The organism is Polymorphum gilvum SL003B-26A1, assembly GCF_000192745.1.
GTDB classification, from domain to species: domain Bacteria; phylum Pseudomonadota; class Alphaproteobacteria; order Rhizobiales; family Stappiaceae; genus Polymorphum; species Polymorphum gilvum.
Genome location: NC_015259.1, coordinates 1064408 through 1079318, shown reverse-complemented (window position 1 = coordinate 1079318; position 14911 = coordinate 1064408). Strand labels below are relative to the sequence as shown.

The following is a 14911-nucleotide window of genomic DNA, read 5'->3' as shown; positions in this document are numbered from 1 at the left end:
GCGTTCCGTGGGCCGCTAGCCCTGCCGTCAGCACGGCGACCGCCGCAAGCATTGTACCGCCTGCCATGAGGCGGAACCGCAACGTCCTGAACAGCCCCCGCAGACGCATCGTTCAGGTTCCGCTCCGCGTCAGCGCCCGGATCGCGGCCATCAGCCGCCAGGGAGAAACCGGCTTCGACAACACCTTGACCCCGAGTTCCGCCGCACCGCGGCGCAGGCTGCGCGAGCGGTCGGCCGTGACGAGCAGCGCGGGGAGGTTCTGGCCCGTCATCGTGCGCAGGGCGGCGATGCTGTCAAGACCCGTGTCGGCACCGTCAAGCTGAAAGTCCGCGATGACGATGTCCGGCGTGACATCGATCTCCCGGATGAGGTCCACCGCCTCCTGGGTGCTGCCGACGTCGAGCGCGCCCATCCCCCAGCTTTCCATCAGCACCGTCATCGCGGCGCGAACCTCCGGGTCGTTCTCGACGACAAGGCCGATGACGTTCTGCATGGGGCCGAACGAACCGGTCGGCTCCATCGGCGGCGATGCGGAAAGGCTCGGGCGGTCTTCCGCGAGGTCCAGACTGACACGGAACACGCTGCCGCGACCCACCTCGCTCGACAGGCTGAGCGCATGACCGAGCTGGGCGCATGCCCGTTGCACAATGGAAAGGCCGAGCCCCATACCGGGCTTGCCACCGGCATCGCCCAGCCGGTGGAACTCCTCGAAGATCCGCTCCTGGTCGTCCGGCGCGATTCCTGGTCCCGTGTCCCACACCTCCAAAACAGCCTTGCCGCCGCGCCGGCGCACGCCGACGAGAACACGTCCGTGCTCGCTGTACTTGATCGCGTTGGACACGAGGTTCTGCGCGATCCGACGCAGGTAGGTCGGATCGCTGCGCACCGTCAGGCTGCTCGGCACGACGCGCAGCGACTGCGCGTAGCCGGTCGCAAGCTCCTGGAACTCGTCCCGCAGCGGATCGAGGATCCTCGACAGCGGCACGTTCGCCCAGTTGAACTCCTCCTTGCCGGTATCGAGGCGCGAGATGTCGAGCAGGGCGTGGAGCAACGCCTCCATCGACATGAAGGCGCGCCCGAGGCGTTGAGCGACATCGGCCTGGCCTTCGTCCAGTCCGCTGCTCTGCAGGGTCGACAGGAACAGCTTGGCCGCGCTCATCGGCTGCAGCAGATCGTGGCTGGCCGCGCGCAGGAAGCGGTTCTTGGACAGGTTTGCCGCTTCGGCCGTTTCCTTGGCCTCTCGCAAGGCGAATTCGAAGGCCTGGCGCTCGCGGATTTCGCGCGTCAGTTCCTCGTTTGCCCGGGTCAGCGCCGCCGTCCGCTCTTCCACCCGAGCCTCGAGCGTGTCCTTGGCCTGCTGGAGCGCCTTGGTCACCTCCCGCTCTGCCGTCACGTCCGTGAACATGGCGATGAAGCCGTTCTCCGGCAGGCGCTGGAAACTGGCGTCCAGGATCACCCCGTCGTTGCGGTGCAGTTCGACCCGCATCGGCGTACGGAAGCGCAGGCCGTGGATCCAGTCATCCTGCTCACCCCAGGGATGCTGGAAGATCTCGTGGCCGACCAGGTAGTCGATGATGTTGTCGATGCCGACGCCCGACCGGGTGAGGGCATAGGGTAGCGGCACCAGGTCCCGGAAGCGGTTGTTGCAGCTCACCAAGTCGCCGTCGCTGTTGAAGGTGCTCAGGCCCTGGATCAGGTGCTCGAAGGTGACGCGCGCGAGGTTGGCCTGCGCATCGATGATCTTTTCCTGCTCGCGCCGCTGCTGGCGCACCATGTCGGTGACGTCCGTGTGCAGGATCGCCAGGCCGCCGCCGAGGGTCTGGCGCTCCGACACCTGCAGCCAGCGGTCCCCCTTGAGCGCGACGGTGAAGGTCGCTTTCGGCCGGCGGCTCTGCGCAATGCGGAAATTGTACCAGTCCTCGGCCGTCTGGCCTTCCGCCAGTTCCAGTTCCTGGCTGGTCGACACCAGCGCCGCATAGCGGTCGAAGGCGATGCCGGGCTCAATGCGATGCGACACGTCGGTGAGAAGGTTCCGGAAACGCCGGTTGCAGATCACCAGCGCGCCGTTGGAAAACAGCGCGAAGCCTTCCTGCATCGCTTCGATCGCATTGACGAGGTTCTGCCGCGCCCTCTCGGCATTCGCATGGGCGAGCGCGAGTTCGCGGTTCTTCAGGCTCAGGTCGGCCAGCGCCGCATGCAGGTCGTGGGTGCGATCGTGAACCTCCTTTTCCAGCGCCGTCGCGGTCTGGAACAGCGAATAGGCCGAGCTTCCGATCGTGCTGCTGCGATCGAGGCGCGTGATGAGTGCCTCGTTGATGCGAGTGAGCTTTTCGATCTGGCGTTCCGGGCTGTCCGTGGGCCTCAGCACATAGGTCTCCGCGCTCAGGTGACGCCGGCCGAGCCCGGCCGGAAGAAGGCGACGCCGACAAATGTCTGATTGACGTGCATGCCGTGATGCTGCTCGCCATACGTGTTGAAGCCGACCATGTTGTGCCGCCGGAAGATCTGCGAGACCGTGCCCGCCATTCCGAGTCGTTCGGCGTCCAGCCGGCGCAGGATGCAGTCGAAGGACAGCACCATGTCGGGCCGGCGCGGCAGGCCGGCGAGTTCCTCTTCGAGACCGACGGCGATGTCCTGCGCATGGCCCAGCGTCAGGATGACGCCTTCGTCGATCGCCGACAGCAGCTTCAGCGCCCGCTCGGGCGTCGCCTGCTGGATTGCCCGGACGTGATAGCGGTCGCCTGCGCGTACGAGCAGGGGATTGGAGGCGAAGTCGAACGGCGACAGATCGTCGACGGATTTGCCGATCAGATAGGCGTATTCTTCGGCCGCCGGTTCGGCGTTGATCTCCATCACGAGCCGCTCGGCCGGATCCGCCCGCGTCACCACCATCCGCGTGCTGGTCGGTTCGAAATGGTCGAAGATCAGTTCCCGGGTCTCGAAGTCGGTCTCGAGCAGGCAGAGGACTGCGCAGTCGGTCTTCACGGTCGTGCCAACCGCGATTTCCGTCTTGCAAAAGGACAGGCCGTCGCCGGTGCTGCCGCCGAGCACCGGCACGCGATGCAGCACGGCATCGATCGCAGCCGCAAGAGCATCCTCCTGCCGGCTCAATCCGTCGACCAGCAGAAGGCCCAGCCGGTTCCAGCCCGGCCGCTCATCCAGGTCGGCGCCGAAACCGCGAACGATGCGCATGCAGTCAGACACGGACTGCGACCGCAAGTTCTCGATCATCTTGATCCGCGCCCGGAAATGGCGGGCCGGGAAGGCGATCGCGACGACCGAGTCACTCGTGTACCCCTCGACGGAAACTTCGCCGGCGGTCGTGCAGCCGACGCATGGAATACCAGGAAAGCTAGCGCACATCGCCCCGGCAAGCCGGGAAAAATCATAAGAACTCGATGAGAAATACATGATGAGCGAGGCCGTCATGCCGGCGAATTCCGCCTTGAATTCGCCGGCGACGGCTTCCGGATCGCCCGCCCGCGAAACCGCGAAGCGGGGTACCGCGCCTGTCAGGTCGCTGCAGATGAGTGGCTTGGTCAAGGGTGTCTCCTCCCCGAAACACCGTCAACGCCGAGGCGCCAGGGCGGGCGCCCTCAGGGCGTTTCGTTGAAAAAGAGCGCCTCCTTGGCGACAAGGACCGCCTGGGTTCTGCTGTGCGCCCCCAGCTTGCGCAGGATCGCAGTCACATGCGCCTTGACCGTCGTTTCCGCAATCGACAGGTCATAGGCGATCAGCTTGTTCGGCTTTCCGGCGCAGACGAGCTTGAGGATCTTGGTCTGCTGCGGCGTCAGCGTCGCCAGACGGCTGAGGATATCCTGCTGCGACAGGACCAGTTCCCCTTCCGCCTCCTCCGGCGTGTAGCCGTCGGGAATGTAGACCTCACCCGACCACATCTTGCGAAAGGCGGCACACATGTGCTCGCGGTCGACGTCTTTGGGCACGAAGCCGCAGGCTCCGGCAGCGAGGCTCGCCGAGACAAGCCGGGGCTTCATCAGCGCGGACACGACAGTGATCGGCACGTCGGGCAAGCGTCGCCGCAAGGCCACCAGACCTTCCGAGCCGGAAACGTCCGGCAGATTCAGGTCCAGCACCACGGCGTCCGGACGCAAACCGCCCGACAGGAGACCAAGGGCCTGGCTGAGGCTGTTGGCGGTCCGCACGTCGGTGAGGGCGAATGCCATGCGCAGCGTCAGAACCAGCGCATCGCAGAACAGCGGATGGTCGTCGATAACCAGAACCGTACCAATCTCGCCGCCCCGGCTCCGCATCTCGGGCTTCAAGCGCTCTACCGCCATGGGATGCCTGTTCCTTCGCTCGGTGACGTGTCCAAATCAGCCCTCCCGGTTTTTCATCACTCTAGACCTGGAAGCGAAATCGAACGAGACCTCATTCGCTCCGCTTGCGACTAAAGGACTAATTCTTGAAATCCGCGCGACTCTTAAGGTGAATATCCAGATCCGGAAAAGCCACGACAATTGGCTGAAGGGAGGATTCCATGACGCTTCATCCAGGCCGCCTTCTTGCGGCGGCGCTGCTGCTCGCCGCAACCGCTTGGCCGCTCGGTGCCGGCGCCGAGACCCTGCGCTTTGCCACCCTGAAAACCGGCACGGTCAACTGGGAACTCGACACGATCAAGCACTACGAACTCGACAAGAAGGCCGGGTTCGAGATGGAGATCCTCGAGATGGCCGGCAATCCCGCCACGCGCATCGCCTTCCAGGGCGGCGAGGCGGATTCCATGGTCGCGGACTGGCTCTGGGTCGCGCGCCAGCGCGCCGAGGGCAAGGACTATGTCTTCATCCCCTATTCGACCGCCGTCGGCGGCCTGCTGGTGGCACCGGACAGCCCGGTTCAGAAGCTGTCCGACCTCAAGGGCGGCAAGATCGGCATCGCCGGCGGACCGCTCGACAAGAGCTGGCTGATCCTGCTTGCCTATGCGAAGAAGACGGAAGGTCTGGACCTCGCCGCGGAGACCGAGCAGGTGTTCGGCGCGCCGCCGCTGATCTTCCAGAACGCCCTGCAGCGCGAGATCGACGCCACCATCAACTTCTGGCACTTCCTCGCCAAGATGAAGGCGAAAGGCTTCCGGGAGGTGGTCAGCGTCACCGAAGCCTCCACGGCGCTCGGCCTCGACCCCGAGACGCCGCTGCTCGGCTACGTCGTCAGCGGCGATCTGGTGAACAATAAGCCGGAGCTTGCCAAAGGCCTTGCCGAGGCGTCTCGGGCGGCCAAAACTCTGCTCGCCACCGACGATGCCGCCTGGGAGCGGTTGCGCCCGATGATGAACGTGGCCGACGCCGCCGAATTCGAGGCCTTGAAGGCCGGCTACAGGGCAGGTATCCCCGGCGAGGATTCCGTCGACGTCGAGGCGGCCCGGTCCATGTACGCCCTCATGGCCGAACTGGGCGGCGAGGAACTGGTCGGGGCTGCGAAGACCCTGCCGGACGGAGTCTTCTATCAAGGTGAGTGAGGCGAGGCAGCAGGGACGTCTGATCGGCTTCGCCTCCGGCGCATTGCTGCTGCTCGCCTGGGCCGTGGCAGCCCATCTCCACGGCGACCGGACCGTTCTGCCTTCGCCGGCGGCGGTTCTCGACGTCCTGTGGCGCGAGGCGCGCAACGGGAACCTCTGGACCCATCTGTCGGCGACCCTGCTCCGGGTTCTGGCGTCCTTTGCCATCGCCATGAGCATCGGCACGTTGCTGGGCCTGCTCATGGGGCGCAGCAGGCTGGCCAACACCTGGCTCAATCCCTGGCTGATCGCCCTGCTCAACCTCCCGGCGCTGGTCGCGATCGTGCTGGCCTACATCTGGATCGGTCTGAACGAGGTCGCGGCCGTCGTTGCAGTCGCAGTCAACAAGATCCCGGTCGTCACGGTCATGCTGCGCGAAGGCACTCGCGCCCTCGACCCGCGCCTCGACGAGATGGCACGCAGCTTCCGCATGCCGACACTCACGCGATTGCGCCACGTGGTGGTGCCCCAGCTTGCCCCCCACGTCGCCTCCGCCAGCAGGGCCGGAATCTCGCTGATCTGGAAGATCGTCCTGGTCGTGGAATTCCTCGGCCGTTCGAACGGCATCGGCTTCCAGATCCACCTCTATTTCGAGCTGTTCAACGTCGCCTATGTCCTTGCCTATGCGATCAGCTTCATCGTCGTCATGCTGACGGTCGAATATGCCGTCCTGCAGCCGTGGGAGCAGCGTGTCTCGCGCTGGCGCCGCGATGCGGATTGACATCGCCGGAAAGTCGTTCGGCTCCGTTTCCGTCCTCGGCCGGATCGAGCTGGACATCGCGTCGGGAGAACGCATCGCGCTGCTCGGGCCGTCCGGCATCGGCAAGTCGACGCTGATCCGCATGGTCGCGGGGCTCGATCGGGACTTTGCGGGACGCATCGAGGATGTGGGACGAACGGCCATCGTGTTTCAGGAGCCGACACTCCTGCCGTGGCGATCGGCCGTGCAGAATGTCACCCTGGCGACCCGCTGCAGCGCGTCAGACGCGCGGGCACTTCTGGCGGAGGTGGGCCTGGAAGGGCGCGAGGACGCATTTCCGCGCCAACTGTCGCTCGGCCAGCAGCGTCGGCTGGCGCTCGCCCGGGCCTTTGCCGCCAAACCGGCTATCCTGTTGCTCGACGAGGCCTTCGCCTCGCTCGATCCGGAAACCGCCGACCGGATGCACGCCCTGACCGAACAGATGATCCGCACCCATGGCACGGGAGCGATCCTGGCGACCCATGACCTCGACGAGGCACTGCGCCTCGGATCGCGGCTGATCGTGCTGAGCGGCCGGCCGGCGACAGTCAAGCTGGACCTTTCGCTGGCCGGCGTCCGAGACGACACCGGCCGCCGCGACGAAATCGCTGAACGGCTGAAGGTCCTCTACCAGGCCTGACGCCGCAGCCACGCGGCGTCGACGGTGGTTTCGACAATGCTCCGGGCTTTTTTGTCGCCTTTGACCGGCGTCAAACAGCCGTCACCTTGTTTGCCTATCTAATGCGGCTCTAATGCGGCCTCGTCCGCCACAACGCGGACGCTGCGACTTGTCGCGCCTTTCGAGAGCTGGAATGCGGCTGCCCATGTGGGGTATGAGCGTCGAACATGCTGCGGTGCCCGGACGTCTGCGGGTCCGCATTGCCGGGTTGCAGGGCGACGATGCGGCGTGTCGAAGCCTCGAGGAGGCCGTCAAGGCGACAGGCCTGTTCGACAGGGCCAGCGCCCGCGCCCGGACCGGCAGCCTGATCGCCGAATTCACGCGGCAGGTGCCGCACGAGACAGCGCTCGACCGGCTCCGTTCGGCGGTCGAGGCGATGGCGCCGCTTCGCGAGTCCGTACCGGCGAAACAGCCGGCAGACGGCAGGCGGCCAGACGGCAGGCAGCCGCCCGCAAGCAAGCCGACACGGGCCGGAACGGCGGACGGCAGCGCGCTCAGGTTCAGCCGCGGCTCGCTCGCCGAGATCGAAAGACGGTTCGAAACCGACCTCAAGGCCGGCCTGTCGGGCGAGGTGGCGCGCAACCGCCTGAAACAGCACGGCCCGAACGCGTTGCCCGAAGGCCAGGCCGCATCGCCGCTCCAACTGTTCATGAAGCAGTTCGAGAGCCTGCCCGTCGTCCTGCTCGCCGGGTCGGCTGTCGTCTCGGTCGCCACCGGCGGCGTCGCGGACGCGGTCGCCACGATGGCCGTCGTCGTCGTCAACGGCGTGCTCGGCTATGTGACCGAAGGCCAGGCCGAACGCACCATCCGCCGCCTGATCGACACATCGGAACAAAGTTGCACGCTGCTCCGCGACGGCGTGGAATGCGTCCTTCCGGCCCGGACCATCGTTCCGGGCGACATCATGCTTCTGCGCCCCGGCCATCATGTCGCCGCCGATGCCCGCCTCATCGCTGCGAAGGGCCTGTTGATCGATGAATCCGCGCTCACCGGCGAGAGCGTCCCGGTGATGAAATATCCTGGTGATGACGCGCCGGACGCACGGGTGCTGTCGGCACTGTCCAACATGGTGTTTGCCGGGACGATCGTCACCGCCGGCTCGGCCCTAGCGGTGGTGGTTGCAACCGGTGCCGACACTCAGATCGCAGCCATTCAGCATCTGGCCGACGCCGCCGAACGGCCCAGGGCGCCCGTGGAACAGGATCTCGACGACATCGGCAGACGGCTCGTCGGCCTCAGCCTTGCGGCTTGCGGGGTATTCTTCGGCGTCGGCTGGCTGCGTGGCTACAGCGTCTCGGTGATGCTGAAGGATGCGCTTGCCCTTGCCGTGGCTGCGGTCCCGGAGGGTCTGCCGACGGTCGCGACGACGACCATGGCCCGCGGCATCCGACGGATGGAGAAGAGCGGCATCCTGATCCGCCGTCTCGATGTCGTCGAAAGCCTCGGCGCCCTTCAGACGCTTTGCCTCGACAAGACCGGCACGCTGACAGCCAACACGATGGCCGTCGCTGCCGTCATCGCGGGCAGCACGCGTTACGACGTCGAGCGCGGGCGGCTGGTGCCCGCCGGTGGCGACGGAGACGGCGACGCGCTCCGCGCCCTCATGGAAGTGATGATCCTCAACAACGAGGCGCAGATCGACCCCGTCTCGGGTGCCGTCGATCCAGCCTCCTCGTCGGCGACCGAACGGGCCCTCCTGCAACTGGCGCTCGACTGCGGCGAGGACATTTCCGGCCTGCGCGCGGCCAGGCCCTTCACGCGCTTCATCGAACGGGAGGATGGCCGGCGCTACACCACGACGGTTCACGAAGACGCGGGAGGGCGCTTCGTCACGGTCAAGGGCAGTCCGGCCGAGGTTCTGTCCCTGTGCGAGCGGCATCGCGACGAAGCGGGGCTGCGTCCGCTGACGTCTGCAGACCGGACCCGGATCATGGCAACCAACGACGCGCTGGCGTCCATGCCCGCCCGCGTGCTGGCCTTCGCCAGCGGCGCCGCCGGAGCGGACCCCGACGACACGCAGGGTCTCGTCTGGCACGGCATCGCCGCCATGATCGATCCGCTGCGGCCGGGATCGAAGGACTTCATCGCTGCCCTGCACCGGGCCGGTATTGCCACGACCCTGATCACCGGCGATCAGATGGCCACCGCCCAGGCGGTCGCCGAACAACTCGACCTCGGCCAGGGTGCCCCGATCCGCGTCATCGACGCGGGTGACCTCGCCGCGCTCGATCCCGCGCTTCTGTCGCGCCTTGCCACCCAGGCCCACGCCTTTGCCCGCGTCAGTCCGCAGCAGAAGCTGGCGATCGTCCGCGCGATCCAGGACAGCGGCCGCGTGGTCGGCATGACCGGTGACGGCGTCAACGACGGTCCTGCGCTGAAGGCGGCGGACGTGGGCATCGCCATGGGGCAGTCCGGCACCAATCTCGCCCGCGACGTCGCCAATGTCGTGATCGCCGACGACCGGCTGCCGACGCTGGTGTCGGCCATCGCCCAGGGTCGGACCGTCTACCGCAACATTCGCCGCTCGCTGGAATATCTCGTCACCACCAATCTTTCGGAGATCATGGTCAGCATCGTCGAGGCCGTCCATGGCCCCGGCGAACTCGAAACACCGATGGAACTTCTGTGGATCAACCTGGTTACCGACATCCTGCCCGGCCTCGGCCTTGCCATGGCGGAGCCGGACGCCGACGTCATGGACGTTCCGCCGCGTGACGGCAACGGCCACATCATCCCCGGGCGCGATGCCACGCGGATGGGGATCGACGCCTCGCTGATCGCCGCCGCCGCGCTCGCGACCCATTTCCGCGGCCTGGCGCAATACGGACCGGGGCCGCAAACCCGCGGCATGACGTTCAACACCCTGGTGATGAGCCAGTTGCTCTATACACTGGGCGCCCAGCGCTTCGAGAAAGGCGGCGGGGACGACATGCAACGGCTGTTCGCCAACCGGACGCTGGATGCCGCTCTGGTCGGCGCGATCGCCCTGCAGGTGCTGCCGTTCTCCGTCCCGTGGCTCCGCAGGCTGCTGGGCATTGCGCCCATGCGCTTGGGAGATCTTGCTTTTTCGCTTGCAGCGGCGGCCGTCCCGGTCGGTTTCGCCCTTGCCCGCCATGCCCTCGACGCCGGACCCGACCGGCGTGGAAAGGAGGCCTGATGCGCAATTTCATCCACACCTCGGAATCGGTCACCCGCGGCCACCCGGACAAGCTCTGCGACCTGATATCCGACACCGTCGTCGACGCCTTCCTCGCCGCCGAGACGCCGGCGCCGGTGAATGCGGAATGCGCCCTGGCATCGGGGATCGCCTTCCTGGCGGTGCGCTGCGCCGGCGATCCGAAGACCGACCTCGCCGCCCTCGTCCGCCGCTCCATCGCTGAGGCGGGCTATACGGGACCCGGCTTCAATGCTGACAGCTGCACGATAATGACAAGCGTTTCCAAGGACTTGAGCTTCATAGGCCATGGCCCAGGCGATCCGCTCCACGTGCAGCATTCGGCCACCGTATTCGGGTATGCCTGCCGGCATACGGCGGAACTGATGCCGTTGCCGATCGTCGCGGCGCATCGGCTGACGCGGGCGCTGGAGGCGGCGCGGGCGGACGGGCGCGACCATCTCAGCCCTGATGGACAAAGCCAGGTGGCGGTGGAATTCCGCGACCGCCGGCCGGCCCGCCTGCACAACATCGGCCTAACCGTCGCCGTCGACGGCCGCACCCAAATCCCCGCCCGGGACATCGAGGAGGATCTGCGCGAGACCGTGATTGTTCCGGCGCTTCAAGGTCTTGGCACCGAAGCCGACGCGGCGACGCGGGTCGTTATCCGCCAGGTCCCGGCCGGCGGCGACGGTCTCGCCGGCCACTCCGGGCTGACCGGCCGCAAGTCGGCCAACGACGGCTACGGAGGATATGCCCGCCAGAGCACGGCCGGAATGAGCGGCAAGGATCCCTCGCGCATCGACCGCACCGCCGCCTATGCAGCACGGCACATTGCGAAATGCATTGTCTCCCAAGGACTTAGCGATGAGTGCGAGGTGCAGCTGTCCTACTGCGCCGGCGAGGACCGCCCGATCAGCCTGGAAATCGACAGCTTCGGCACCGGGAGATATCCCGACGCCGAGATATCCGCGAGCGTTTTCAGGCACTTCGACCTGACGCCGGCAGCCATCGCGACCCGCTACCGGCTCTGGCAGCTGCCCGGCGAGCGCGGCGGGCGCTTCTATGCCGATCTGGCGACCTACGGCCACATGGGCCGTACGGAGATCGACCCTCCTTGGGAAAATACAAGCGATATCATAGACTTGACTTCATAGACAGGCGCCGGCCAGAGCCCTGGAGAAAAACCGCCGGAAAGCGGCGGGAAGGGTGCAGCCCCCCTCTGGCCCGCGTCCTGAAACCGTCCTGAACCTGTCCTAAGAGTGTCTTGAGGATGTCCGGCCACCTGCACGCAGTCCGCCAAAGGTCTCCGTCACGTCGCCGGCGCCTCTCCGCTCAGGCGCCGCCGTCGCCGTTGGAGCCGCCCTCCCCCGCGCCGCCGTCGAGAGAGCCGAGCAACGACAGCGCATTGAGCGACAGGGTGGTCACCGGTCCGAACAGGTTTCCCCGTACCAGCTGGTACAGCGCGGCGGCGGTCAGCAGCGCCACGGCCGCCGAGCGCAGGTCCCACTGGCCTTCTGAGGATCGGGCGATCGCCCGGTCGACCAGGGCAACGGCGAAGCGGGCCTGCACGCCAACCGGGACGGGCTTCGGCGGCCGGCGCAGCCGCAACGGTCCGGATCCGGTCAGCCGCTCGAAAACGGCGTCGGCGGCATCGCATTCGACGATGACGCTGCCGGTGCCGGGCCGGACGAGGACGCGGCTGACGCCCTCGACCCCGGCGATGCGATCGGCGAGGTCCTCGGCGAGGCCGGCCTTGCGGTGCAGGACCTGAACGCGGAAGCGCAGGCGGGTCGCGGTCCGGTGCACCAAGTACGCCTGCACCCTGGGTTCCTGCACCCTGGGTTCCTGTCCGCTTGACGCCTGCCCCCGGGCGGCGGTCGGGTCGGCCGCTCCGGCCATGGCCGCCTCAGGCCTTGCCGGCTTCGACCGGCGCCTCGGCGGTTGCCGCGTCCTGCGCCTCGGCTGCGGCGGCGTGAAGATCCTCCTTCACCTCCGCGGCGAGATCCTCCAGATCCTCGTAGACCTCGGCGCCGGCGTTCCGGGCGGCGGCATAGGCGGCGGCACCGGCCTTGGCCGCGCCCTTGACGGCCGGCCGCACGACCCGGATCACGGTCCTCGCGACGCCGGGAACCAAGAGCAGGGCGCCGGCAGCAACCGCCGCACCGAGAAGAAACTTGCGATCGAGCAAGAGTGCTTTCCTTCGATCCTGTCGCGCCCGACGGGCGCCCGATACATGGACGGCAAGTCTATCAGCGTTTTTTGTGACACGACAATGATTGGGCAAACGCGTAGCCCGGGATTGCCGCAAAGGCGCGGGATCGCAGGCGAATCCTGTGCAGAAGCGGCCGCGGCGCACCGACGCCGCAGGCGCACTTATCCCCGCACCGCCGGAAGGTGGTAGGGTGGCGGCAATGACGACCTGCGGCACCAGACAAGACGCGCGGCCCCCATGTCCCCGGTCCTGATCGGTTTCCTCGGCAGCCTAGCGGCCGGCCTGATGACCGGCCTCGGCGCGCTGCCCGTGCTATTCGGGCGCTCGGTCTCCAAGCGCACCAACGACGTGCTGCTCGGCTTCGCCGCCGGCGTCATGCTGTCGGCGTCGTTCCTGTCGCTGATCCTGCCCGGCATCGACTCTGCCACGGACCTGTACGGCTCGCGCCTGCTCGCCGCCGGCATCGCGGCCGTCGGCATCCTCGCCGGGGCCGGCTGCATGGCGGTGCTGAACGAGGTCGTGCCGCACGAGCACTTCGTCCAGGGCCGACAGGGCCCGGAGGCGCGCGAACTGGCGCGCATCTGGCTGTTCGTGTTCGCGATCACGCTGCACAACCTTCCAGAAGGCCTGGCGGTCGGCGTCGGCTTCGGCGCCAACGGCTTCACGGCCGGGCTGCCGCTGGCCATCGGCATCGGCCTGCAGAACGCCCCGGAGGGCCTGGCCGTCGCGCTCACCCTGCTCGCCACCGGCTATCCGAGGGGCAAGGCGGTGCGTGTCGCCACCCTGACCGGCCTCGTCGAGCCGGTGACCGGCCTCGTCGGCGCCGCCGCGGTCAGCCTGTCGACCCTGGTGCTGCCCTGGGCGCTGACCTTCGCCGCCGGTGCAATGCTCTACGTCATCAGCCACGAGATCATTCCCGAGACGCACCGCCACGGCTACGAGAAGGAAGCGACGCTCGGCATCACCGTCGGGCTGGTGCTGATGATGGTCCTCGACGTCGCCTTCGCCTAAGACGGCACCGACCGGCTCTTGCCCTGAATCAAGGCCGAAGCCGGGAGGATCGCCTATCTGAACGAGACCGTCTTCCAAGCCCGGACCCGCGCATGCACGCCGTCGCAAAGCTCCTCGTCCTCGTCGCCCTGCTGAGCGGCTGGGCGCTCGCACCGGCGCCGGCCGGCGCGGAGGGCAGCCGCAGCCTCAGGGTCTACCTGTTCGCGCAGCAGGGCTGCCCCTATTGCCGCTCGGCGGCGAGCGACCTGTCGGCGCTGGCCGCCGAGGACCGGCGGATCTCGCTGGTGACGCTCTACATCGACGGCGCGAGCCCGCATCCGGCCCGCTGGTTCGAGCGCAGCCTCGCCCATTTCGGCCACGACCAGGCCGCCGTGCCGCTGGTGGTCATCGGCGACATGTCGTTCCTCGGCCACCTGTCGGGCGGCCGCAGCCGTGCGGCCTACGAGCGGGCGATCCGCCAGTGCCTGCGCGACGGCTGTCCGGACGTGGTCGCAGGCTTCGCCTTCGGCGCGCTCGACCGCGACGACACGCAGACGGTCGCCGCCGGGCACGGCAGCCGACCGGCCGGCGGCGGCCCCGATCCGGGAGCCGGGACAGGTCAACGAGAGGGCACAGCGCCCGCGCTGCCACCGACCGTGCGCCTGCCGCTCGTCGGCGACCTCGACACCGCCAGCCTGTCGCTGGCCGCGCTGACCGTGGTCATGGCCGCCGTCGACGGCTTCAATCCCTGCGCCATGTGGGTGCTGGTGTTCCTGATCGGCCTGCTGCTCGGGCTGGACGACCGGCGCCGCATGTGGATCCTCGGCGGCGCCTTCTTGTTCGCTACCGCCGCGATGTATTTCGCCGTCATGGCCGCCTGGCTGAACCTGATCCTGTTCCTCGGCGCGGTCGCCTGGCTGCGCGCAGCGATCGGCGTGCTGGCGATCGGCGCCGGCGTCCTGTTCCTGCGCGAATACTGGACGCAGCCCGATGCCGCCTGCCGGGTCACCAGCCCGGAACAGCGCTCGCGCGTGATGGCGTCCATGCGCGCGGCGGTCAACGGAAAGAACCTCGTCGTCTCGGTCGTCGGCATCATGACGCTGGCGGTCGCCGTCAACCTGATCGAGCTCCTGTGTTCCGCCGGCATCCCGGCGGTCTACACCCAGGTGCTCGCCCTCAACGACCTGCCGGCGGTCCTCCACCACGCCTACCTGCTGCTCTACGTCGTCGTTTTCCTGCTCGACGACGCGGCGATCTTCGTCACCGCGATGGTGGCGCTGCGGGTCAGCGGGCTGACCGGGCAATATGCCCGCTTCAGCCATCTGATCGGCGGCGTCGTGCTGCTCGGCCTCGGCGCGGTGCTGGTGCTGCGGCCGGACCTGCTGGCCTTCGCCTGAGCTCGCGGTTGCCCCCGTCCTCCCCGTCCCCCGCGCGTAGCCCGCGCTTCGGACCTCGCCCCGGCCGCAACGCAGCGGAGAGCCGGGGCCTACTCGCCGAGCCGCTTGCCGAAGGGACGGAAGGGGCGCGGTACCGCAGCGGCGGAGTGGGCGCGGTGCTGGTGGGTTGAACCGACCGCCCTGGCAACGAGTGGATCCCGGGTCTCGCTGCGCTCGCCCGGAATG

Annotated in this window: 12 protein-coding genes; 7 read left to right on the top strand and 5 right to left on the bottom strand. The window is 67.7% G+C overall.

Features of this window, described 5'->3' with window-relative positions; all coding sequences use genetic code 11:
• Positions 1 to 112: 112 nt before the first annotated feature.
• The 3 genes from SL003B_RS05080 to SL003B_RS05070 are packed head-to-tail and all read right to left on the bottom strand — an operon-like array spanning position 113 to position 4298.
• Positions 113 to 2368 (bottom strand): PAS-domain containing protein, encoded by a 2256-nt coding sequence (locus SL003B_RS05080; protein WP_013651752.1) that lies wholly within the window; start codon positions 2366 to 2368, stop codon positions 113 to 115.
• Between the two features lie 14 nt (positions 2369 to 2382).
• Complete coding sequence (locus SL003B_RS05075) at positions 2383 to 3543, bottom strand: FIST N-terminal domain-containing protein (protein ID WP_013651751.1); 1161 nt, start codon at positions 3541 to 3543, stop codon at positions 2383 to 2385.
• Between the two features lie 53 nt (positions 3544 to 3596).
• Positions 3597 to 4298 carry a LuxR C-terminal-related transcriptional regulator gene (locus SL003B_RS05070; RefSeq protein WP_013651750.1) on the bottom strand — a complete coding sequence of 234 codons (702 nt, stop codon included), beginning with the start codon at positions 4296 to 4298 and terminating at the stop codon, positions 3597 to 3599.
• A gap of 200 nt (positions 4299 to 4498) precedes the next feature.
• On the opposite strand from SL003B_RS05070, the gene SL003B_RS05065 reads away from it, so the two are divergent.
• The 5 genes from SL003B_RS05065 to SL003B_RS05045 all read left to right on the top strand — a co-directional run bounded on the left by SL003B_RS05065 (position 4499) and on the right by SL003B_RS05045 (position 11241).
• Complete coding sequence (locus SL003B_RS05065) at positions 4499 to 5473, top strand: ABC transporter substrate-binding protein (RefSeq protein ID WP_013651749.1); 975 nt, start codon at positions 4499 to 4501, stop codon at positions 5471 to 5473.
• Positions 5466 to 6233 carry an ABC transporter permease gene (locus SL003B_RS05060; protein WP_013651748.1) on the top strand — a complete coding sequence of 256 codons (768 nt, stop codon included), beginning with the start codon at positions 5466 to 5468 and terminating at the stop codon, positions 6231 to 6233. The genes SL003B_RS05065 and SL003B_RS05060 overlap by 8 nt, the downstream gene beginning before the upstream one ends.
• Complete coding sequence (locus SL003B_RS05055; protein ID WP_013651747.1) at positions 6223 to 6891, top strand: ABC transporter ATP-binding protein; 669 nt, start codon at positions 6223 to 6225, stop codon at positions 6889 to 6891. The genes SL003B_RS05060 and SL003B_RS05055 overlap by 11 nt, the downstream gene beginning before the upstream one ends.
• 172 nt (positions 6892 to 7063) lie before the next feature.
• Entirely contained in the window at positions 7064 to 10087 is a 3024-nt protein-coding gene (locus SL003B_RS05050; protein ID WP_158306626.1) for a cation-translocating P-type ATPase, read from the top strand.
• Positions 10087 to 11241: a methionine adenosyltransferase gene (locus tag SL003B_RS05045; protein ID WP_013651745.1), complete on the top strand. Its 1155-nt coding sequence runs from the start codon at positions 10087 to 10089 to the stop codon at positions 11239 to 11241. Before SL003B_RS05050 ends, SL003B_RS05045 begins: the two co-directional genes overlap by 1 nt.
• Before the next feature lie 178 nt (positions 11242 to 11419).
• On the opposite strand, the gene SL003B_RS05040 is transcribed toward SL003B_RS05045, so the two are convergent.
• Positions 11420 to 11923 (bottom strand): hypothetical protein, encoded by a 504-nt coding sequence (locus SL003B_RS05040; protein ID WP_148259253.1) that lies wholly within the window; start codon positions 11921 to 11923, stop codon positions 11420 to 11422.
• 70 nt (positions 11924 to 11993) lie between these two features.
• Positions 11994 to 12275 carry a DUF5132 domain-containing protein gene (locus SL003B_RS23515; protein WP_013651743.1) on the bottom strand — a complete coding sequence of 94 codons (282 nt, stop codon included), beginning with the start codon at positions 12273 to 12275 and terminating at the stop codon, positions 11994 to 11996.
• A gap of 261 nt (positions 12276 to 12536) precedes the next feature.
• On the opposite strand from SL003B_RS23515, the gene SL003B_RS05030 reads away from it, so the two are divergent.
• Both SL003B_RS05030 and SL003B_RS22225 read left to right on the top strand, forming a co-directional pair.
• On the top strand, positions 12537 to 13310 hold the full coding sequence (locus tag SL003B_RS05030) for a ZIP family metal transporter (protein ID WP_013651742.1): 774 nt from the start codon (positions 12537 to 12539) through the stop codon (positions 13308 to 13310).
• Positions 13311 to 13402: 92 nt separating this feature from the next.
• Positions 13403 to 14686, top strand: a complete 1284-nt coding sequence (locus tag SL003B_RS22225) for a hypothetical protein (protein WP_013651741.1) — start codon at positions 13403 to 13405, stop codon at positions 14684 to 14686.
• Positions 14687 to 14911: the final 225 nt, after the last annotated feature.